The organism is Aequorivita soesokkakensis, from assembly GCF_001641085.1.
Lineage (GTDB): Bacteria > Bacteroidota > Bacteroidia > Flavobacteriales > Flavobacteriaceae > Aequorivita > Aequorivita soesokkakensis.
Map to the genome: position 1 here is coordinate 78098 of NZ_LXIE01000023.1, position 20991 is coordinate 99088.

Here is a 20991-nt window from a genome sequence, read left to right on the forward strand (position 1 = left end):
TGTTATGAGGATTTTGCTTGCCGCTATATACCCTTATGCATTTTTGCTGCTATACCTCATCATTCCTTTTGATGATTACTTTAGGGCGCCCCCAAATATTCTTTTGGGAATTCTTGTTGTGGCGTTTCCGTTTATTGTGAAGAAAGAGGATTTTAAAAAGTTGAAATCCCTTCCCATTGCCATATTCTTGGCCCTTTTTGCATATCTCTGTATCAATTCATTTCTTTCGGGAAGATGGGAGGAAGATTATAAAATTATAAATAAAGTGATGATAGCCATTGGCCTTGCCATCCTTTATATTCCGGTGGCTGATGTTAAAAAAATAAACACAGCCATTATTTTTTCATCCCTGGCGGCAATTATTTTTTCGGTATATAATTTTGTACTTATTACTGATGCAACGGGAAGTTTTGCTTTGGGGGAATCACCACAGGTAGTAGAATCATTGTTGATTGACAGGCTGTATCTTGGCCTTTTAAGCACTTTCAGCATTTTGATTTCCTTTCAGGCAATCCAAAAAAAATATCATCCCAACAACAATTACTATTTGGCAAACATCTTTGTCAATGCCATATTTATAGTTTTGATAGCTTCAAAAATTGCGGTCGTTTCATTATTTGTATTGTTGCTGATACGGCAATTTTATGGAAAAAGAAAAATCTGGAAAGCATTGATAGCCCTCATTTCTTTAGCGGCTGTTGTGGCGCTTTTCTTTCTTTTAAAAAATGAAAATAGTTTTCAAAAAAGTGAAAATGAAAAAATTTCCCCCCCAGCATTCATTGAAAAATCCATGACCTATGAGCTGCGTGCGGTGGTTTGGCATTGCGCCAATACTATCATCAGCAATGAGCCTTTTTCGCTTACGGGAATTGGTTTTGACGCTACCAAGGAAAAACTCGTTTCGTGTTATGATTTCCACATTACGGATCCCCATAAAAAACAGCGGTTTGTAGCGGAAAGATATAACACCCACAATCAATTTTTGGATTTTTATCTCAGTGCGGGCTTTATTGCATTACTACTCTTTCTGCTTTTTATCGGGACAAGTTTTTTTCCGGTCCGAAAACAATTTTTTCCTACGGCAATGCTTGCAATATTAATAATGTATTGCTTGGTTGAAAATGTTTTCAACAGACAGATTGGGGCATATTATGTAGGTTTCATATTGATAGTTCTGCTAACGAGTGTTAAACCCACAGAAAACAACCCTATAAAAAATATTTAAAAAGAATTGCAAATTGTACTTTTGCGCTTAATTAACAAATAAAAGAGACCTTTTCCAGCTTTTGAAAAGGCCATAAATAGATAGATGAAAATTTCAGTAATAGGAACAGGTTATGTTGGCCTTGTAACAGGAACCTGCTTGGCAGAAACTGGCAATGAGGTTATATGTGTTGATATAGATAAAGAAAAAGTTGAAAAAATGCGCAACGGCGTGGTACCAATCTATGAGCCGCATCTGGACGTTCTTTTTGAAAGAAACATTAAAGCCAACCGCCTCAAATTTACAACTTCTTTAGAGGAAGGCTTGGACCATGGCGACATCATTTTTCTTGCCCTGCCAACGCCCGAAGATGAAGATGGCTCGGCTGATCTTTCCTACGTTTTGAATGTTTCGGAAGAAATAGGAAAAAAAATCAAGAATTATAAAGTAATTGTGGACAAAAGCACGGTGCCAGTTGGCACAGCGGAAAAAGTCCACAAAGTAATTGCGAAAAACGCTTCCTGTGAATTTGATGTGGTTTCCAACCCAGAATTTCTTCGTGAAGGCTTTGCGGTTGATGATTTTTTGAAGCCTGAGCGCATCGTTGTAGGTTCAAGTAGCGAAAGAGCAACAGCCCTGATGAAAAAGCTTTACAGCCCTTTCGTACGCTCCGGAAACCCAATCATAATTATGGATGAAAAATCTGCAGAGCTCACAAAGTATGCTGCAAATTCATTTTTGGCAACCAAAATCACTTTTATGAACGAAATCGCAAACTATTGCGAAAAAGTGGGAGCAGATGTAGATATGGTCCGGGTTGGAATGGGCACCGATAGTCGTATTGGAAAACGCTTTCTTTTCCCCGGAATTGGTTACGGAGGGTCTTGTTTCCCAAAAGACGTAAAAGCGCTTCAAAAAGCCGGAAAGGATAAAAATTACGATTTTAAGATTTTGACTTCAGTAATCGAAATCAATTCGGCCCAAAAAACAATTTTACTGCCTAAAATAGAGAACTATTTCAGCAATGATTTAAAAGGGAAAACAATAGCAATTTGGGGATTGGCTTTTAAACCGGAAACTGACGATATTCGCGAAGCGCCATCCATAGATATGATGGAAGGTTTGCTAAAAAAAGGAGCAAAACTGCAAGTTTTCGATCCAGAGGCTATGCCGAATATTGAAAAGCGTTTTGGAAATAGACTCAACTATTCGGAATCTATGTATGCCGCCCTTGAAAATGCAGACGCGCTATTAATCTGCACAGAATGGAGCATTTTCCGCACCCCTGATTTTAGCAGATTAAAGAAACTTTTAAAGAATCCAGTAATTTTTGATGGAAGAAACCTATATAATTTGAATGACGTTGAAGCGGAAGGTTTTGTTTATGTTTCCGTAGGGAGAAAAACTGTCAATATATGAAGAAGCGCGTTCTGATTACAGGTGCCGCCGGATTTTTGGGTTCGCATCTTTGTGATAAATTTATTGCTGAAGATTTCCACGTAATTGGGATGGACAACCTTATTACCGGAGATCTTAAAAATATTGAGCATCTCTTTAAATTGGAAGATTTCGAATTTTATCATCACGATGTAACGAAATTTGTACACGTTCCCGGAAAAATAGATTATATTCTTCATTTTGCATCTCCTGCAAGCCCAATTGATTATTTAAAAATTCCAATCCAAACGCTGAAGGTTGGTTCTTTGGGAACCCACAATTTGCTCGGTTTGGCCCGAGAAAAGAACGCTCGTATTTTAATTGCTTCCACCTCTGAGGTTTATGGAGATCCTTTGGTTCATCCACAAACCGAGGAATATTTTGGAAATGTAAACACAATTGGGCCTCGCGGTGTATATGACGAAGCAAAGCGTTTTCAGGAATCCATAACCATGGCCTATCACAGATTTCACGGGTTGGAAACTAGAATAGCCCGTATTTTCAATACATACGGACCAAGAATGCGCTTGAACGACGGACGCGTAATTCCAGCTTTTATTGGCCAAGCATTAAGGGGTGAAAATTTAACTGTTTTTGGCGATGGAATGCAAACCCGTTCCTTTTGTTATGTTGATGATGAAGTGGAAGGATTGTACAGATTATTATTAAGTGATTATGCACTTCCGGTAAATATTGGAAATCCGGAGGAAATAACTATTCTTGATTTTGCAAAGGAAATTATTAAATTGACCGGGACAGATCAAAAAATTGTTTTCAAACCTTTGCCACAGGATGATCCCCTGCAGCGCGAACCCGATATTTCAAAAGCTAGGGAAATATTAGGCTGGGAGCCAAAAGTTTCAAGGGAAGAAGGAATGAGAAAGACATTTGAATATTTTAAAAATCTTACAAAAGAAGAGCTTTTTAAAAGTGAACATAAAGATTTTTCAAAACATAATAAGTAGTAAAAATGTTTAAAAGCGGAAGATATTCTGGATTTTTGAGGCCTATTTCTTATGGAATAGACATCTTCTTTATCCATTTTTTTGCTTTTGAATTCTTCGGAAATCCATTTCCCTATTTTAACTATGTAATTTTCCTTACGGCTGCGTGGCTGCTGCTTTCGTTGCGTTCAGGATTTTATGAAATATACCGCTTTACACATCTTTCCAAAATTATGTCCCTAATAGGAAAACAGGGCATTATTTTCCTGCTGATTGTTTTTTCATTTTTTGGATTTTACAATGAATTGACCACTACGGCCTCGGTCATTTTTAAGTATTTCTTTGTTGTAATGATTTGCATTACAATTGTAAAACTTGGCATCTACTTTTTACTTAAAAAATATCGATTACACCTCGGCGGAAATGTTAGAAAAGTAGTAATCATCGGTCTTAATCAGAAGACAGATCAGCTTCGAAAATTTTTTATCACTAATCCTGTTTACGGCTATAAACTATACAGAACCTTTGACCTTAAAGGGCCGGAAAAAGTTTCCATTGAAGAATGTATGGATTACATTTTGGAGGAAAAAATTGATGAGGTTTATTCTTCAGTGGCCGAAATTGGCAATAAGGATTTAATTAAACTGATTGATTTTGTTGACAACAATCTAAAAATTCTGAAATTCCTTCCGGACAACAAGGAAATTTATAGCAAAAAGCTGGATTTTACCTATTACGGAGTACTCCCTATTCTTTCCATGCGGAAAATACCCATAGACGAACCTTTCAATAAATTTTTAAAGAGAAGTTTTGACATCGTTCTTTCGCTTTTAATAATCGTTGGACTTTTATCTTGGCTCACGCCTTTACTTGGTTTACTTATAAAGCTGGAATCAAAAGGCCCCGTATTTTTTAAGCAAAAAAGGAATGGATTGGATTATCAGGAATTTTACTGCTATAAATTTCGTTCCATGAAACCGAACCCCATGGCGCATCTTCACCAAATAAGCAAAGGGGACGAACGTGTAACCCGCGTAGGGAGGGTAATCCGAAAAACAAGTATTGATGAGCTTCCGCAGTTTATCAACGTTTTAAAAGGAGACATGTCCGTAGTTGGTCCAAGACCGCACATGGTGAGCCACACCCATATGTATGCAGAACGAATAGACAAATTTATGGTACGCCATTTTATTAAACCGGGCATTACAGGATTGGCCCAAGTAAGTGGTTATCGCGGAGAGGTAGAAGATGACAACCACATTATCAATAGAGTTAAGTACGATATTTTCTATCTTGAAAATTGGAGTCTCTTTTTGGATATTAAAATTGTCTTCCAAACTATTTTTAACGCAATTCGCGGGGAAGAAAAGGCGTACTAAATAGCTTCAATTGCAATTATGAATTTTTCAAACTGCTTTTTAAAATCAAAAGCTGAAGTTGAATTTTTCTGAACAGTTTCTTTTGCAAAACGTTTTAACTCTTCTACAGAAATTGTGTTTGTAAAATGCTGCAACGCTTCAAAATTATTTACGGGAACCACCCATCCCAAAGCTTCCTTTTCAACCAGCTCCCCACCTTCCCCACCAGCAAAATAGAGCAAAGGCAAGCCCAAACGGGAATATTCAAAAATTTTTGAAGGTACCGAACCGTAAATTCTTTTTATAAGCGGTATGAATGCAATATCATATTTCCGCAACTCTTTGTGCAATGACTCCCTTTCCAATTCTCCATAAAAGTGGATGTTCTGCTTTTCCAAAGTTTTTATTTTTTCAGTCTCCGGCCCTGCTCCGTAAATATGCAGGCTTACGTTTTCTGGAAAAGTGATTTGTTGGCAGATTTCAAAAATTCCTTGTGCAATACCCAATAAACCAGCGTAAACAATTTTGATTTCCTTTGTTGGGGAATTTTCGGGCATTTGCGGAACTTCAAAATTTGGGATATTTCGGTATAAAAATGAAGGTTTCTCTCTTTCAAAAGTTGAAACATGCTCAAGTATTTCTTCAGATTGTCCAACAATTAACGTAGCATTTCGATAACAAAAACGTTCCATTTTCAACAAAAGCGAATAATACCAGCCTTCTTTCAAAAGCCCCATTTCCAATCCTGCAAGCGGCCAAAGATCAGAAACATTCAAAATTATTTTTTTTGAAAATAACCGTCCCAACACCACAGCCGTAAATCCCACAAAAACAGGGGAGTATTGGATAAATATTTTTTTGGGTGTTTTGGTGAAAAGGAAAAATAAAACCAAACTGAAAGAAAACGAAACCATCGAAAGCAAACGCACCAATTTATTGCTGGAATTGCTGGGCCAAATCCACAAACGTGTTACTTTTCCAAAGAAGGTATTTTCAGTCTTTGATGCCTTTCCGCTATAACCGTCAAAGATTTTACCGTTCGGGTAATTGGGCAGCGGACAAACAACTTTAACGTTAAACCCTGCATTTCCCAATCCTTCTGCCAAACTGGACATACGGTTGGAAGCGGCACCTTTTTCAGGTGGAAAATAGTTTGTTATGAGTAAAATCTCTTTACCCATAATGAATTTTTAATAAGGTAGAAATGATTCTTTCGGATGCTTTACCATCCCAAAGTGGGATGTTTTGTGTTTCTTTCCATTTGCCGTTTTTCAATTTTTCAAAAGCTTGGGAAATTTTCTCTTTGTCATTTGCGACCAAAACGTTTGTGCCCAATTCACAGGTTTCGGGCCGTTCAGTGGAATTTCTAAAAGTAATACAGGGCACATTGAGTATGGAGGCTTCTTCGGTAATTCCGCCCGAATCGGTTAAAATAGCCTGTGAATTTTTCAACAAATAGATAAAATTCAAATAGCCCTGCGGTTCCACCAAATGCAAATTTTTAAATTCATTTTGGGTTTCCGCTAAAATTTGCTGTGTTCTGGGGTGAACAGGAAATATAATGGGCGCCTCTTCTGCCTGCTCCATAATTTGTTTTAAAAGTTCAATAAATGAAGAGCCGTCATCTACGTTTGAAGGTCTGTGGAGTGTCAATAAATAGTAGTTTTTTGATGTTAAATTCAAATCATCCCAAAAAACAGGTTTTTTGATTCTAGTGAGATTTTGCAGAAGCGTATCAATCATAACATTCCCAACAAAAAAAATATTCTCTTTGGAATGCCCAGCTTTCAGAAGGTTTTCCGAAGCTTTTTCAGAAGTAGTAAAAAAGTAATCCGTGATGCTGTCTGTCACCATTCGGTTGATTTCTTCGGGCATTGTTATATCCCCGCTTCTAATGCCAGCTTCCACGTGAATTAAAGCAATATTGGCTTTTTTTGTAACGATTGAGCAGGCCATTGTTGAGGTTACGTCCCCAACGACCAAAACAAAATCGGGCCGGTTTTCCGTCAATTCTTTTTCGAAAGCAATCATAATCCCCGCTGTTTGCTCTGCTTGTGTCCCGCTTTTAACATTAAAGTTTTCATTGGGATGCGGGATTTGCAATTCTTCAAAAAAAGTATCACTTAAATTCGCATTGTAATGTTGCCCGGTGTGGATTAATCTATAAGAAATAGGATTTTTTTCAGTCCGAAGTTTTTCTATCGCCTTTATAATTGGCGATATCTTCATAAAATTTGGCCGTGCACCTGCAACAATGGTTATCTTCATTTTATATTTTTTTAAATTTCAACCAACGAAACAAACTGTTTCAATTTGCCGCTTTCGGTTCTGTCCAGCTGTTCCTTTCGGTTGAAATTAAAAGTTAAACCGGGCTCTAAAAATTGTTCAAGGGTTTTAATTATGAATTGTTTTTTCTCCACTGTCAAAGCTTCTTCGCTCACATAATTAATTTCAAAAGTATCAATCTTTGTTTGAATCACTTTAAATTCCTTTATGTTTCCGCTCTCTTCCATTATTTTTTTTGTGACCACATAAAAAGTCATTCCCGCAGCTTTTTTCCCACTTGGTAGTATTGCGAAATCATTTGTTCTGCCCGTAAGCTTTTTAAGAATTGGCTTTTTTAAAGTACTTTCTTCGCTCAGTGCGCCATAATCGCCAATTTCATAACGGATAAACGGATGCGCTTTGTTGTGAAGGGAAGTAATTACAATTTTACCTTCATCCCCCAACGGAACAGCCCGATTTTTTTCATCCAAAATCTCAACAAAAAGCGTTTTGGAATCAACTTCCCATTCGCCTTTTTTATTGGTAAAAGCAATTACCCCAGCTTCCGAACAGCCGTATTCATTGACAACTGGAACGCCCAACTGTTTTTCGAGCAGGATTTTATCGTCTTCAAAAAGCATTTCGGAAGTAACGATGCAAACCTTCAGCGAAGGACAAACATTTTTTAAAACTATATTTTTTCCTTTTAAAAATTTCGCAAAAAGAACGATGCTGCTTGCGTAACCGTTTATATAATTAAAAGGCTTTTTCTTGTAAACATTCAGCATTTCTTCCAACGCTTTTTCAGAAAGATCCAATATTGAAAACCGATGGCGCTTGGCCAGAAAATCCTTTAATCGCACGGTTTTATTTTGGATTAAATCTAAAGGAATTCCATAATAACGCGCCTGTAACGAGCTGTTGAAATCTATGCCATGCCAGCCAAAACGTTCCATGTGGTACGCCCAAGTCATCGCGTGGCTGTATTTGTCTTTTGCAAAACGAATTGGGTTGCCGCTGGATCCCGACGTTTTATTTATATATACTTTTTTTTCTGAAAATCCTTCGGAGAGTCTTTCTTTCAGCGGAATTTGAAAATCTTCCTTTTTCAAGATAGGAAGCGATTCCCAAGTTGAAAAGCCATCTTTTACCTTACTTCGATAAAAAGGATTGTTTTTTAAGTGATAGTTTACGATTTCAGCTTTTTTCGAATTCAAAAACGCTTCGTAATCCGCTTCCTTTATTTCTGAAATTTGAAGCAACTCTTCCTTCGCCCTTTCAATAGGGAAACGTTTCAGAAAAAGGGAAAAGTTGAAGATTTTCAAAGCTGATTTTTATATTTCACTTAAACCTAAAGGAATTTATTTAAAACAAAATTCGCTTTAAATAAATTAGCGGTTCAAGGTACAAACAATTATTTTTGACACCGAAACAAAACATTTCAATTATGAATATTCTCATCCTTGGTTCCGGCGGTCGCGAACATACTTTTGCCTATAAAATTTCACAGAGCAATCGCTGCGAAAAACTTTTTGTAGCTCCTGGAAATGCTGGTACCGAAGCTATAGCAACAAATGTGGAACTAAAGGTAACCGATTTTGAAGCGGTGAAAAAATGCGTTGTTGAAAATAATATTGAAATGGTTGTTGTTGGCCCGGAAGATCCATTGGTGCACGGAATTGCAGATTATTTTGCCGAGACTTCAGCATTAAAAAATGTAATGCTCATTGGCCCTTCAAAACGCGGTGCATTGCTGGAAGGCAGCAAACAGCGCGCAAAGGAGTTTATGATGCAACACAACATTCCAACGGCGGCCTATGAAAGTTTTACTGCGGAATCTTTGGAAGCCGGAAAAGCTTTTTTGGAAAAATTGAATCCACCCTATGTTTTAAAAGCCGATGGACTTGCGGCAGGAAAAGGCGTTTTGATTTTGAAGGATTTAGAGGAAGCAAAGCAGGAACTTGAGAATATGCTTGCGCACAGCAAATTTGGCGAAGCAAGTTCTAAAGTGGTTATTGAAGAGTTTTTGGACGGAATTGAGCTTAGTGTTTTTGTATTGACAGATGGTAAAAATTACAAAATCCTGCCCACGGCAAAAGATTACAAACGCATAGGCGAAGGAGATACGGGCTTGAACACAGGCGGAATGGGAGCCATTTCCCCAGTTCCTTTTGCAGACGAAGTTTTGATGAAAAAAATTGAAGACCGTATTGTGAAACCAACGGTGAATGGCCTTTCCAAAGAAAACATTGATTACAAAGGTTTTGTATTCATCGGGTTGATAAAAGTGAACGATGAACCGTTCGTAATAGAATACAACGTTCGCATGGGCGATCCCGAAACAGAAGTTGTTCTTCCACGTATAAAAACCGATTTGGTAGCTTTATTTGAAGCGACATACAACCAAACTTTAAACAACATCACTATTGAAATTGACGAAAGGGCCGCCACAACCGTGATGCTTGTTTCCGGCGGATATCCGGAAGATTATGAAAAAGGAAAGGAAATTTCAGGCTTGGAAAATGTGGAAGGCTCCATCGTTTTTCACGCAGGAACAAAATCTGAAAACGGAAAAATATTGAGTAATGGCGGGCGTGTTATGGCCGTAACTTCGTTGGATGATGATTTCAGAAAAGCGCTAAAAAAATCCTATCAAAACATAGAAAAACTAAATTTTGATAGGATGCAGTATCGTAGTGATATAGGTTTCGACCTTTAAAAAATCAAGGATTTTCGTCGAAAGTATAGGTGCTTTCAGTGTTTTCGTTGAAATCCTTAAGTTTCATCAGCCAATAAATAAAAGCAACAGCTCCAATAGTTAAGAAAATCCAGGAAACAATATTTGCAAGCCACCAGCTATCAAACTGGATGCTAGTAAGCCAGTCATAAGGTTTAAAAAGCACATTTTCAAAAAGAGAAGCTATTCCTTCCCAAAAACCTTTCCAAGTCATATCTTTAATCTTTAGAAGGCAAAAATATAAAATTACCCCATATGCTTACAAGCTTTTTCGGAAAATCTAACCCAATAAATTATTTAATTCTCGGCGCTTTTATTGTTGTGGGCTATTTATTGGGTGCAATTTCGGGGTCTTCAATTGTAATTACGCCTTTTTTAGTGCTTGACCACGGATTTTTTATTGTTCTCAATGTGTTGATTATGTTGCTGTTGGATTTCATTATCCGAAAAAACCACTTAACAAAAAACAACACTTTTGCGATTCTTTTTTTTACGTGTTTTTTGGTAATGCTTCCGGTTATTTTTCTTCAGCATAAAATACTTTTGGCAAACGCATTTCTTTTATTGGCCTTGAGAAGGATAATGAGCCTTCGAAGCGATAAAAATTCCTCAAAGAAAATTCTGGATGCCAGTATTTGGATTACCGTGGCTTCCCTTTTCTATTTTTGGAGCCTCTTGTTTTTCATTCCGCTATTTATTGCGGTTTTTCAAAAACCAAATACAAATTACAAGCAAATCCTTATTCCATTTACTGGTTTTGTGGCGGTTTTGATTATTAATACGGCATATCAATTACTGACCAACGATTCCCTCTTTTGGTTTGCAGACTGGCAGGAAACCATAAGTTTTGACTTTTCAAAATACAACTCGGCTTCCATTTTGGTGCCGATAACCGTAATACTTGCTTTTTTTATTTGGGCAGGAGTGTATCGGTTTTTGAAACTTTCCGCAATTCCCCTAAAGGAGCGGCCCAATTATCTTTTACTGCTTTACGTGAGCATTACCGCATTGTTTGTTGCCTTGGCGGGACCTGAAAAAACGGGAGCCGAGATAGTTTTTGTTTTGGCACCCATCGCGATTATAGCAACCAATTATATTGAAAATTTTGAAACGGAACGCTATGTTGAAAAAGATGTTGCCGAATTTTGGTTCAAGGAAATTATGCTTTGGCTAGTGGTTGTTTTGCCCTTTGTATTTTTATTTTTATGAGCGCGCTGGATTTAGAAAATATTGAAAAGGAACTTAAAAAAAGATGCCAATTTCCCTATAAATGGTTTCGGAAACAGAATGATCAGTGGGATCGTTTTACCCAATTTATCTACCAAATTCCCAATTGGGAAGCATTAGTTCGGAAGATTGCAATTGTTGCAGAATCACAGGAAGTGGACAAGCAGCAAATATTTCAATATGCCGCCAATAGGTGGTATAATTTCTGGAGCGCACAGGCTGTGGAACAGATTTTCACTGAGATTGACGGAATTGAACCAGTAGCCGAAACAAAAGATTCCGAAAAGGATTTTTATCTCTTCGGAATTCCTTTTGACCATAAAACTTCTGTTTTTCCGAAGCAATTCAACAAAACTTTTGAATATGCCCAAAACCATAAAAGCGAACTTATTGAATGGCTCTACAAAAACCAAAGCACCCAAAAGCGGCATCACTTTAAAAACCGTCTTTTTATTGTGGTTTTTGAAAGGAACGGTGAACATTGGAAACTGAAGGCTGAAATTTCCCTTCTTAAAAAGTCTATTCAAAAATATGCGGCATCTTTCCGGCCAGAGCAATTGCAATCCTTTACTTTTGTTGACGGACAAACAACGTTAAGCGATATTATCTGGGTTTCTAAATGAACTATATAGGCTCGAAACATAAACTCTCCAATTTCATTTTTGAAACGGTTGCCGAAACTTGCGGCGACAATCTTTCACAAAAAACATTTTGCGATCTTTTTGCGGGAACTGGAATCGTAGGCCGAAACTTTAAACCACACGTAAAACAAGTGATAGCCAATGATGTGGAATATTACAGTTATGTACTGAACCGAAACTACATCGGCAATCATATTGCTTTTGATTACGAAGAATTCATAAATGAATTGAATTTGCTCAACGGAAAGAAAGGCTTCATTTTCCAAAATTATTCCGAAGGCGGAAAAGCTGGAAGAAATTACTTCACTTCAGAAAACGGACAAAAAATAGATGCTGCTCGCACCCAAATTGAGGAATGGAAAAAAGCATCAAAAATTACGGAAGACCAATATTATTTTCTACTTGCTTCTTTGCTTGAAAGTGCTGATAAAGTAGCAAATACGGCTTCGGTTTATGGTGCTTATTTAAAACACATAAAGACTTCCGCGGCAAAAAAAATCATTATTAAACCAGCCGTTTTTCAAGAAACGACGAATTCGCATCAAGTATTTCAGCAGGATAGCAACGAGTTGATTAAAAAGATAAAAGGCGATATTCTCTATTTGGATCCGCCTTACAATGCGCGTCAGTACGGCGCCAACTATCATTTGCTGAATACTATCGCAAAATATGATACCTTTGTGCCAAAGGGGAAAACGGGCCTGCGCGATTACTATAAAAGCGATTGGTGCAGAACCGGAGAAGTACTGAAAAGTTTTGGGGAATTGATTGAAAAAGCACAATTTCCCTACATTTTCCTAAGTTATAACAACGAAGGATTAATGAGCCAAAAGGAAGTGCAAACGGTGATGGAAAGCTTCGGAAAATACACTTTGAAAACCAAAAAATACCAACGTTTCAAAGCAGATAAAACCGAAAACAGAAACCACAAAGCCTCAGAGACTTTTGAATATTTACACATTTTAGAAAAATCATGATCTAAATGTCAGGTTGAGCGCAGTCGAAACCTACTTAAGATTTCAAAATAAAAATAAAACTATGTTCTCAGACAAAGCCAACAAAATCTTCGCAGAAGTGATTGACAAATACCACGAAATAAATACTGTGGACCAAAATTTCAGCAATCCGTATGATAAAGACAGTAATTTAATTGAACATTTGTTGTATCGAAAATGCTGGATAGACACGGTTCAGTGGCATTATGAGGACATCATCCGCGATCCGAATATTGACCCCGTTGCTGCCCTAAAGTTAAAGCGCCAAATAGACGCTTCAAACCAAGACCGTACAGATATGGTGGAATACATTGACAGTTATTTCCTCGAAAAATTTAAGGATGTAAAGGTGAATGATGACGCAACCATCAACACTGAAAGCCCAGCTTGGGGTATTGATAGGCTTTCTATTTTAGCTTTGAAAGTATATCATATGAACGAAGAAGCTACCCGTACGGATGCTTCCCAAGAACACTTGATGGCCTGCAAAGCGAAGTTGAATATCTTGCTGGAACAACGTGTAGATTTAAGCACCGCCATCAACCAATTGCTGGATGATATTGCTCAAGGCAGAAAATATATGAAAGTCTATAAGCAGATGAAAATGTACAATGACGATGAGCTAAACCCAGTGCTTCGCGGAAATAAAGCCCCCTAACCCCCAAAAGGGGAATCTCAAGATGCCCAAAATTGATCACATATTAGTAATCCGTCTCTCCGCAATGGGCGATGTGGCTATGACAGTGCCTGTGCTTCGGGTTTTTTCGCAAACGTATCCCGATGTAAAAATCACGGTACTTTCCCGTCCCTTTTTCAAACCTTTTTTTGAAGAAATCCCTAACCTTGATTTTTTGGAAGCTGATGTTTATGGGGAACACAAGCGTTTCGGACTGATTAAATTAGCAAACGAAGCCAGGGATTTAGGAATTGACGCCGTTGCAGATCTTCACAACGTAATTCGTTCAAAAATCATTACGAAGTATTTAAAGTTTAAGGGAATTGATACCGCTACTATTGATAAAGGCAGAGCGGAAAAGAAAGCTTTGATTGCTGCCAAAGGCGAAAATATTTCTCAATTGAAAACTACACATCAGCGCTATGCTGATGTTTTTGAAAAACTCGGATTTCCTTTAAATTTAGAAAATCATATTGCCCCGCCCAAAAAAAGATTGTCGCCAAAACTCAACGGACTTTTGGGTATAGAGCCAAAAAAATTAATTGGTATTGCCCCTTTTGCAGCCCATCAAAGCAAAATGTATCCTTTAAGTTTAATGGCTGAGGTAATTCGTGAATTGGATGAAACCGATAAATACCGAATCTTTCTTTTTGGTGGTGGAAAGAAAGAAATAAAACTTTTAAAGGAAATGGAAATCCCTTTTGCAAATGTGACCAACGTTGCTGGAAAATTGTCCTTTGAAGAAGAACTTGCTTTAATTTCAAATCTGGATTTAATGTTTTCCATGGATAGCGGCAATGGCCATTTGGCGGCTATGTACGGCGTTCCAGTAATTACGCTTTGGGGAGTTACGCATCCGTTTGCTGGCTTTGTGCCTTTCAATCAGCCTGATAACAATCAGCTTCTTTCAGACCGCAAAGAATATGCATTGATTCCAACTTCAATTTATGGAAACAAGTTCCCAAAAGGATACGATGATGCAATGAAAACTATTTCACCTGAAACAGTTGTTCAAAAAGCACAAGAATTGCTTTAAGTTTCTTCAAAAAATTATTTAAACATCATCATAATCCACAACAACTTTCGCAGTGGTGGGATGCGCTTGGCAAGTAAGAATTAATCCATCCGCAATTTCAGATTCGGTGAGTATTTGATTTTTGCGCATTTCGGCCTTTCCTTCTTTCAATCGCGCAATACAGGTGCTACAAATTCCACCTTGGCAGGAATACGGCGGGTCTAAACCTTCGTCCAAAGCTGCTTCAAGAATGGATTTTGTTTGTGGCATTTCAAAAACTTCCTCTTCGTCATCAAGAATTATGGTAATGCTGGTATTTCCGTCGTGCTTTTCAACCAAAAGTCCTTTTTCGGCAGTAGAAAAAAGCTCGTGGTGAATTTGTTTCGAATTGATGCCGTTGTGCTTCAAAGTTGCGGAAACTTCGTCAATCATCTGTTCGGGACCGCACAAATAAAAGGCTTCAAAAGTAATCTGGCCGTATTTATTTTTTAGGTAAAAATTAACCAGGGAGCGACCTATTCTTCCAAATTGAGCATCGTCCAACTTTTCTCGACTATAGACAAATTCAACATCAAACCGCTCCGGAAATTTATCCTGTAACTGAACGATTTCGTCATAGAACATGGTTTCCTTTTTATTCTGATTGCCATAAATAAGTAAAAACGAACTTTGGGGCATTTCTTCCAAAGTGCTTTTTATTAAAGAAAGTACAGGAGTTATACCACTTCCAGCGGCAAAAGCCGCATAGTTTTTTAAGTTTGGCTCCAAAATAAATTTTCCCGTTGGTGGCATTACTTGCAGCGTGTCGCCAGCTTTCAAATCGTTATTCGCATATTCGGAAAAAACACCTTTTTCCACTTTTTTCACTGCAACTTTTAGCATCCCACTTTTTGGAGAAGAACAAATAGAATAGGCTCGGCGTAAATCTTTGCCGCCGCTTTGATGTTTAATGGTGATGTATTGCCCTGCTTTAAAAGCAAAAAGATTTTTTAAGTTTTCGGGTATTGAAAATGTGATGGAAACTGAATTTGGGGTCTCTTTTTTTACTTCGGAAACGGTAAGCGTATGAAATTCGCTCATAATCTTAATTTTTTTTTGCAAAAGTACAAATGAAATCAAGGAAACAAAGCTTCAAAAGCTTTAAAGTGAAGCATTTTTTGGGCGTTTCATTAAGCAGATATTAAAAAGAAATGTATTTTTACCGCTCTTTAGTGATTCTACATACTAAAATAGAACCTTTTAAGTTTGAATATTATATAAACCGAAACCATTTTGAAGGGCACATATAAAATTACACTATTTATTCTCGCTGTTGTCTTTTTGGCAGCGTGTTCACGTAAAAAGAATACATTTTTAAACCGCAACGTTCATGCGGTTACTACAGAATTCAATACGCTTTACAATGGCAATCTTGCATTTACCAATGGAAAGGAGCAATTGGCCGCTGGGTATCGAGACAATTTTTGGGAAATACTTCCCGTAGAACGCATTGATGTTGAAGAAGCGGAAACAAAATCTCCCGGTGCCTCCAAAAATGCCGACTTTAACCGCGCGGAGGAAAAAGCCGCGAAGGCAATCCAAAAACATTCCATGTACATAAACGGCAGGGAATACAACCCACAGATTGACGAGGCTTATATCCTGCTTGGCAAAGCGCGTTATTACGACGGGCGCTTTATTCCTGCTCTTGATGCTTTCAATTTTATTTTGGACCGTTATCCAAACAGCAACAATATTAATGTTGCGAAAGTTTGGAAAGCAAAAACCAATATCCGTTTGAAGAATGAAGAATACGCTATCGAAAACCTCAAAAAGATGTTTGAGACAGCTAATTTGAAGGAAGAGGAAATTGCAGACGGTGCCGCAATGATGGCCCAAGCTTTTATTAATTTGGATTCTTTGCAGCCAGCGCTTGATTACATAAAAATGGCCACTGAAAATGTGAAGGATAAGGAATTGAAGGGAAGATACACTTTCATTAAAGGCCAACTTTACAATCGTTTGGATCAAAAAGACAGCGCTAATATCGCTTTTGATGAGGTTATTGAAATGAACCGCAAGACTTCGCGGGCTTATATGATTAATGCCTATTTGGAAAAAGGCAAAAATTTCGATTACGAAAAAGGAGACCGCACCGCTTTTTTGGAATTGTTGCAGGACCTTGAAAAAAATCGCGAAAACCGTCCGTTTTTGGATAAAATCTACAATCAGTTTGGGGATTATTACAGAAACAGTGATAGTACAGAAACGGCCGTTAAATATTACAATAAATCCATCAAAGCGTTTAAACAGGATAGAGTGCTACAATCTGTAAACTATCAAACGCTGGCTGAAATAAATTTTGAAAAGGCTAAATACAAAACTGCTGGCGCTTATTATGACAGTACTTTAACCTACCTTGAAGAAAAAAGCCGCCAGTGGCGCAGAATTACAAAGAAGCGTGAAAACCTTGACGATGTTATAAAATATGAAGACATTGCCACCACTAATGATAGCATCCTGAAATTAACAAATATGAGCGAGGCCGAACAGCTTGCTTATTTTACGGATTATACTTCAAAACTGAAGGAACAGGCAATAAAAGATTCTTTGGAAGCCATCAAAATTGAACAGAAAATAGCCAATAAGGAATTTTATGAAAAAGGCAACAAGGTTTCGGGCCCTAATAAGGGCGGAAGTACTTTCTATTTTTATAATACTTCCACGGTAGCCTACGGAAAAGGAGAGTTCAGAAAAATATGGGGCGACCGAAAGTTGGAAGACAATTGGAGACTTTCCAGCAAAAAAACATCTTTGAACAATAATGATGATGAGCTTGTAACCGTGACCCCAATTGCCGAAAACGAACTTTACAAACCACAAACCTATATCGCCAGAATACCAACTGACGAAAAAGTAATAGATAGTTTGGCGAAAGACCGAAACTTTGCTTATTACCAATTAGGATTGATTTACAAAGAAAAATTCAAAGAATACAACCTTGCGGCAAACAGACTTGAAAAACTGCTTACATACAATCCTGAAGAACGTTTGGTCGTGCCTGCAAAATACAATTTGGTGAAGATTTATGAAATTTTGGAGAACCCTTCCCAAGCAGATAAATATAGAAATGATGTGTTGACAAATCATGCTGACACACGTTATGCTGAAATACTCCGCAACCCAAATTCACAGCTGCCAACAGACGAATCAAGCCCAGAATTTAAGTATAAACAATTGTACAAAGAATTTGAAGCCGCCAAATATGCTGAGGTTATTCAGAAAAGTGATGAATACATGATGGTGTACAATGGCAATGATATTGTTCCAAAATTTGAAATGTTGAAGGCCACTGCCATAGGGCGCCAGCAAGGTTTTGAGGCTTACAAAAAAGCCCTGAATTTTGTTTCGCTAAACTATCCAAGTACTGAAGAAGGTAAGCAAGCACAGCAGATTTACAGCAATCTACTGCCTTTACTTGCGGTGAAGGATTTTGCACCAGAAGCAGAGTCTGATAGTTGGAAATTGGTTTACAAATTCACAAATGAGGAAGGCGAAGCCGCCCAAAAACTGAAAGAACAACTGGACAAAGCCATTAAAAATTACCGCTATACAAATATGGTTACCTCTATAGATTATTACAATCCGCAAACCCAATTTGTAATTGTTCACGGATTAAACACGAAGCTTGGAGCCCGTGGTTTTGGCGAAGTTTTAAAAGAGAATAAGGAATATAAAATTAAGTATCCATTCTTCGAAATTTCAAGCCCAAATTATAAAATAATTCAGATTCATAAAAACCTAGATGATTACCTCAAGCAAGATGTAACCGAACAATAGCCTACTAACAAACCGAACAACAGAATAGTAACCTTTAAAACCAACTGCTATGTTTTCAGACAAAAAAGAGAAGAACGTTGCCTCCGAACCGGGAAGTGCCCAAAACAGGATTAACGAAGGAACGAAACTTAAAGGAGATATTTCCTCCACGGGATTTTTTAGAATTGACGGTGTTGTTGAAGGCAATGTAAAAACCCCTTCAAAAGTAGTTTTGGGAAAATCGGGAGTTATAATAGGAACACTTAGTTGTGAAAACGCCGACATTGAAGGTAGGTTTGAAGGAAATCTTCAGGTTTCCGGAACGCTTTCTTTGCGCTCCACCGCAATTATTGAAGGTGATGTTATTGTAGGTAAGTTGGCTGTAGAGCCAGGTGCTACCATGAATGCCTCTTGCGTTATGCAGGATGGAAAGCCAAAAAACGCAACTGCAAATCTACCAATTTCGGAAAACTCCAAAGTGCATCCTTTTGACCGCCAACAGCGAATTAAAAAAGCAGCTGTTGAGACTGATCTTGACGATTAAACTTCTCTAAAATGGCCGACAAAAAGGACAATGGGATAAAAAGATGGGCCATCCTTTCCGGTATCGGAATACAGATGGGCGTAATCATTTATCTTTTTGTGAAATTGGGCCAATGGCTGGACGGCAAATATTCTGACGGCGGAAAAACGTTTCTTATAATCTGCACACTTGTTGGTGTTGGCGCATCACTATTCTTGGTGATTAAACAGACTAATAAATTGAATTCCTGATTTTTTAATGAAAAAAACTACTTTCAAATTTTTGACGGTTCTTTTATTGGTAATAATGGCTGTTTTCGCTGCGCACCTATTTATACTTCAAAATATGGAATTGCCAATTTTTGCAGACCGAATCTTGCTTTCCTATATAGTTAATTATACCCTGGCAGCGGCAATTTTAATCTTCATTCAATCAAAGTTTAATAAGAAATCCTCACAAACAGGTTTTATATTTCTTGCTGGCAGCGGACTTAAATTTTTGGTTTTCTTTCTAGTTTTCTATCCTTTTTATCGGGAAGACGGAACGATGTCAACTTCGGAATTTGCTGCTTTTTTTGTGCCCTACGCCACCTGTTTGATTTTAGAAGTGGCATTTCTTTCAAAACAGCTTAATAATCAGGATTCTTAGCAGATTTCTTCCGAAGAAAAAAACACAAAAAATAGTTTTTTCTTTCTCAGAAAGAAATGTATTTTTGCACCGATTTTAAGGACACCGTTATTTGTTCAAAGATGCAAAGAAAAACATTGGTTAGAATACTTTCAGTTTTATTGTTGGCAACCTCTATTTCGGGTTTTGCCAATGAGAATTCAAAAGAAGAGACACAAGGTGGCAACACACAAGCGGAAAGAAAGGAGCATGTAAGAGAATATGTTATACATCACCTTTCTGACACTCATGATTTTGGATTGTACTCCTACAAAGATGAAAATGGCGAGGCGCATCACGTTGGGTTTCCGCTACCTGTTATTTTATGGGACAACGGATTAAAAATATTTTCTTCTTCAAAATTTCATCATGGTGAAACTGTTGCAGAGGTTGATGGTAATTATTATAAAATTGACCATTCTAAAATATACAAAACAGACGCCGCGGGAACCATCAATTATGATGAGCACCAACATGCAACAAATGTAAAACCTTTAGATATTTCCATAACAAAAGGTGTTTTTATGATGTTGCTTACCACTATTTTAATGATTCTTTTGTTTAGAAGCTTGGCCAAAAGCTATGCAAAAAATGGCAATATCGCAAAGGGAATTGGCCGTTTCTTCGAGCCAATCGTGCTTTACATTCGTGATGATATTGCTATCGCAAACATTGGCGAAAAAAAATACAAAAAATATATGCCGTTCCTATTGACTGTATTTTTCTTTATATGGTTTTTAAATATGTTCGGTTTAACTCCGCTTGGTGTTAACGTAACGGGAAACATTGCTATTACTACATGCTTAGCAATTATAGTTTTTTTAATCACAACCTTTACAGGAACCAAAGATTACTGGAAACACATTTTTGATCCATTGGGCGATGGTATGCCTTGGGCTGGAAAAATATTTATTTATATAATTCTTGTTCCTATTGAAATTTTAGGAATATTCATCAAGCCTTTCGCACTACTTATACGTTTGTACGCAAACATGACTGCAGGGCACGTAGTATTGGGTAGTTTGATTGGTTTGATTTACATTTTCCAAACGTGGTTGGGCGGAACATTATCTTTCGGACTTGCTTTTGCAATTTCATTAATTGAAATATTGGTAGCATTGCTACAGGCATATATTTTCACAATGTTGGCAGCGTTGTATTTCGGTTTTGCAAGTGAAACACACGAGCATGCTGAAGAGCACGAGGGCGAAATCCAACATTTATAATAACGAGTGTTTAATTTTTAAATATATATATTATGACAATTCCAAGTATTGTAGGAGCAGGTTTAGCAGTAATCGGTGCCGGTATCGGTATCGGTATGATTGGTGGGAAAGCTATGGAAGCTATCGCACGTCAGCCTGAGGCTTACGGAAAAATTCAAACAGCAATGCTTATTGCAGCGGCGCTTATTGAAGGTATTGGTTTCGCAGCGATTTTCGCATCGTAATCAAAAAAAACTAACAAACGGCTGTAACGGTTGGTTATAGCTGTTTGTTACAATT

21 protein-coding genes are annotated in these 20991 nt (G+C 37.6%); 16 read left to right on the forward strand and 5 right to left on the reverse strand.

The annotated features are described in order from the left end of the window. Window positions 1-4 precede the first annotated feature (4 nt). The 4 genes from A7A78_RS08935 (at window position 5) to A7A78_RS08950 (ending at window position 4964) form a co-directional block, all read left to right on the forward strand. A complete protein-coding gene (locus A7A78_RS08935; RefSeq protein ID WP_068762114.1) occupies window positions 5-1225 on the forward strand; it encodes an O-antigen ligase family protein in 1221 nt (406 codons plus the stop codon). A gap of 84 nt (window positions 1226-1309) precedes the next feature. Continuing rightward, window positions 1310-2623 (forward strand): UDP-glucose dehydrogenase family protein, encoded by a 1314-nt coding sequence (locus A7A78_RS08940; RefSeq protein ID WP_068762115.1) that lies wholly within the window; start codon window positions 1310-1312, stop codon window positions 2621-2623. Continuing rightward, entirely contained in the window at window positions 2620-3606 is a 987-nt protein-coding gene (locus A7A78_RS08945; protein ID WP_068762116.1) for a UDP-glucuronic acid decarboxylase family protein, read from the forward strand. The genes A7A78_RS08940 and A7A78_RS08945 overlap by 4 nt, the downstream gene beginning before the upstream one ends. A 5-nt stretch (window positions 3607-3611) precedes the next feature. After that, on the forward strand, window positions 3612-4964 hold the full coding sequence (locus A7A78_RS08950) for an exopolysaccharide biosynthesis polyprenyl glycosylphosphotransferase (protein ID WP_068762117.1): 1353 nt from the start codon (window positions 3612-3614) through the stop codon (window positions 4962-4964). Here A7A78_RS08950 and A7A78_RS08955 read toward each other — a convergent pair. From A7A78_RS08955 to A7A78_RS08965, 3 genes are read right to left on the reverse strand one after another with little or no spacing between them, the layout of a single operon-like run. Then, on the reverse strand, window positions 4961-6124 hold the full coding sequence (locus A7A78_RS08955) for a glycosyltransferase family 4 protein (protein ID WP_068762118.1): 1164 nt from the start codon (window positions 6122-6124) through the stop codon (window positions 4961-4963). The genes A7A78_RS08950 and A7A78_RS08955 overlap by 4 nt on opposite strands. Next, window positions 6117-7211, reverse strand: coding sequence for a non-hydrolyzing UDP-N-acetylglucosamine 2-epimerase (gene wecB / locus A7A78_RS08960; RefSeq protein ID WP_068762119.1), 1095 nt, complete (start codon window positions 7209-7211; stop codon window positions 6117-6119). The genes A7A78_RS08955 and wecB overlap by 8 nt, the downstream gene beginning before the upstream one ends. A gap of 11 nt (window positions 7212-7222) precedes the next feature. Next, complete coding sequence (locus A7A78_RS08965) at window positions 7223-8533, reverse strand: phenylacetate--CoA ligase family protein (protein ID WP_068762120.1); 1311 nt, start codon at window positions 8531-8533, stop codon at window positions 7223-7225. Between the two features lie 122 nt (window positions 8534-8655). Between A7A78_RS08965 and purD the strand changes: the two genes are divergently transcribed. Further along, entirely contained in the window at window positions 8656-9927 is a 1272-nt protein-coding gene (gene purD, locus A7A78_RS08970; protein WP_068762121.1) for a phosphoribosylamine--glycine ligase, read from the forward strand. A 4-nt stretch (window positions 9928-9931) separates the two neighbouring features. On the opposite strand, the gene A7A78_RS08975 is transcribed toward purD, so the two are convergent. Next, the gene (locus A7A78_RS08975; protein ID WP_068762122.1) at window positions 9932-10159 is read right to left on the reverse strand and encodes a DUF6341 family protein; all 228 of its coding nucleotides are present in this window, start codon (window positions 10157-10159) and stop codon (window positions 9932-9934) included. Between the two features lie 41 nt (window positions 10160-10200). On the opposite strand from A7A78_RS08975, the gene A7A78_RS08980 reads away from it, so the two are divergent. The 5 genes from A7A78_RS08980 to A7A78_RS09000 all read left to right on the forward strand — a co-directional run bounded on the left by A7A78_RS08980 (window position 10201) and on the right by A7A78_RS09000 (window position 14520). Further along, window positions 10201-11154 carry a DUF6427 family protein gene (locus A7A78_RS08980; RefSeq protein ID WP_068762123.1) on the forward strand — a complete coding sequence of 318 codons (954 nt, stop codon included), beginning with the start codon at window positions 10201-10203 and terminating at the stop codon, window positions 11152-11154. Then, a complete protein-coding gene (locus A7A78_RS08985) occupies window positions 11151-11795 on the forward strand; it encodes a hypothetical protein (protein WP_068762124.1) in 645 nt (214 codons plus the stop codon). Before A7A78_RS08980 ends, A7A78_RS08985 begins: the two co-directional genes overlap by 4 nt. Next, window positions 11792-12790 (forward strand): DNA adenine methylase, encoded by a 999-nt coding sequence (locus A7A78_RS08990; protein WP_068762125.1) that lies wholly within the window; start codon window positions 11792-11794, stop codon window positions 12788-12790. Before A7A78_RS08985 ends, A7A78_RS08990 begins: the two co-directional genes overlap by 4 nt. 61 nt (window positions 12791-12851) lie before the next feature. Beyond that, window positions 12852-13466 carry a DUF4254 domain-containing protein gene (locus tag A7A78_RS08995; protein ID WP_068762126.1) on the forward strand — a complete coding sequence of 205 codons (615 nt, stop codon included), beginning with the start codon at window positions 12852-12854 and terminating at the stop codon, window positions 13464-13466. A gap of 22 nt (window positions 13467-13488) precedes the next feature. Then, window positions 13489-14520, forward strand: a complete 1032-nt coding sequence (locus tag A7A78_RS09000) for a glycosyltransferase family 9 protein (protein WP_068762127.1) — start codon at window positions 13489-13491, stop codon at window positions 14518-14520. Window positions 14521-14538: 18 nt separating this feature from the next. On the opposite strand, the gene A7A78_RS09005 is transcribed toward A7A78_RS09000, so the two are convergent. Further along, the gene (locus tag A7A78_RS09005; protein WP_068762275.1) at window positions 14539-15579 is read right to left on the reverse strand and encodes a ferredoxin--NADP reductase; all 1041 of its coding nucleotides are present in this window, start codon (window positions 15577-15579) and stop codon (window positions 14539-14541) included. Between the two features lie 192 nt (window positions 15580-15771). On the opposite strand from A7A78_RS09005, the gene porW reads away from it, so the two are divergent. The 6 genes from porW (at window position 15772) to atpE (ending at window position 20936) form a co-directional block, all read left to right on the forward strand. After that, window positions 15772-18318, forward strand: coding sequence for a type IX secretion system periplasmic lipoprotein PorW/SprE (gene porW, locus A7A78_RS09010; RefSeq protein WP_068762128.1), 2547 nt, complete (start codon window positions 15772-15774; stop codon window positions 18316-18318). Between the two features lie 49 nt (window positions 18319-18367). After that, on the forward strand, window positions 18368-18841 hold the full coding sequence (locus A7A78_RS09015) for a bactofilin family protein (RefSeq protein ID WP_068762129.1): 474 nt from the start codon (window positions 18368-18370) through the stop codon (window positions 18839-18841). An 11-nt stretch (window positions 18842-18852) separates the two neighbouring features. Beyond that, complete coding sequence (locus A7A78_RS09020) at window positions 18853-19071, forward strand: AtpZ/AtpI family protein (RefSeq protein WP_068762130.1); 219 nt, start codon at window positions 18853-18855, stop codon at window positions 19069-19071. Window positions 19072-19078: 7 nt separating this feature from the next. Beyond that, window positions 19079-19468 (forward strand): DUF6168 family protein, encoded by a 390-nt coding sequence (locus A7A78_RS09025; protein WP_068762131.1) that lies wholly within the window; start codon window positions 19079-19081, stop codon window positions 19466-19468. Window positions 19469-19569: 101 nt separating this feature from the next. Then, entirely contained in the window at window positions 19570-20712 is a 1143-nt protein-coding gene (gene atpB, locus A7A78_RS09030; RefSeq protein WP_068762132.1) for a F0F1 ATP synthase subunit A, read from the forward strand. 32 nt (window positions 20713-20744) lie between these two features. Next, complete coding sequence (atpE, locus tag A7A78_RS09035) at window positions 20745-20936, forward strand: ATP synthase F0 subunit C (RefSeq protein ID WP_068762133.1); 192 nt, start codon at window positions 20745-20747, stop codon at window positions 20934-20936. Window positions 20937-20991: the final 55 nt, after the last annotated feature.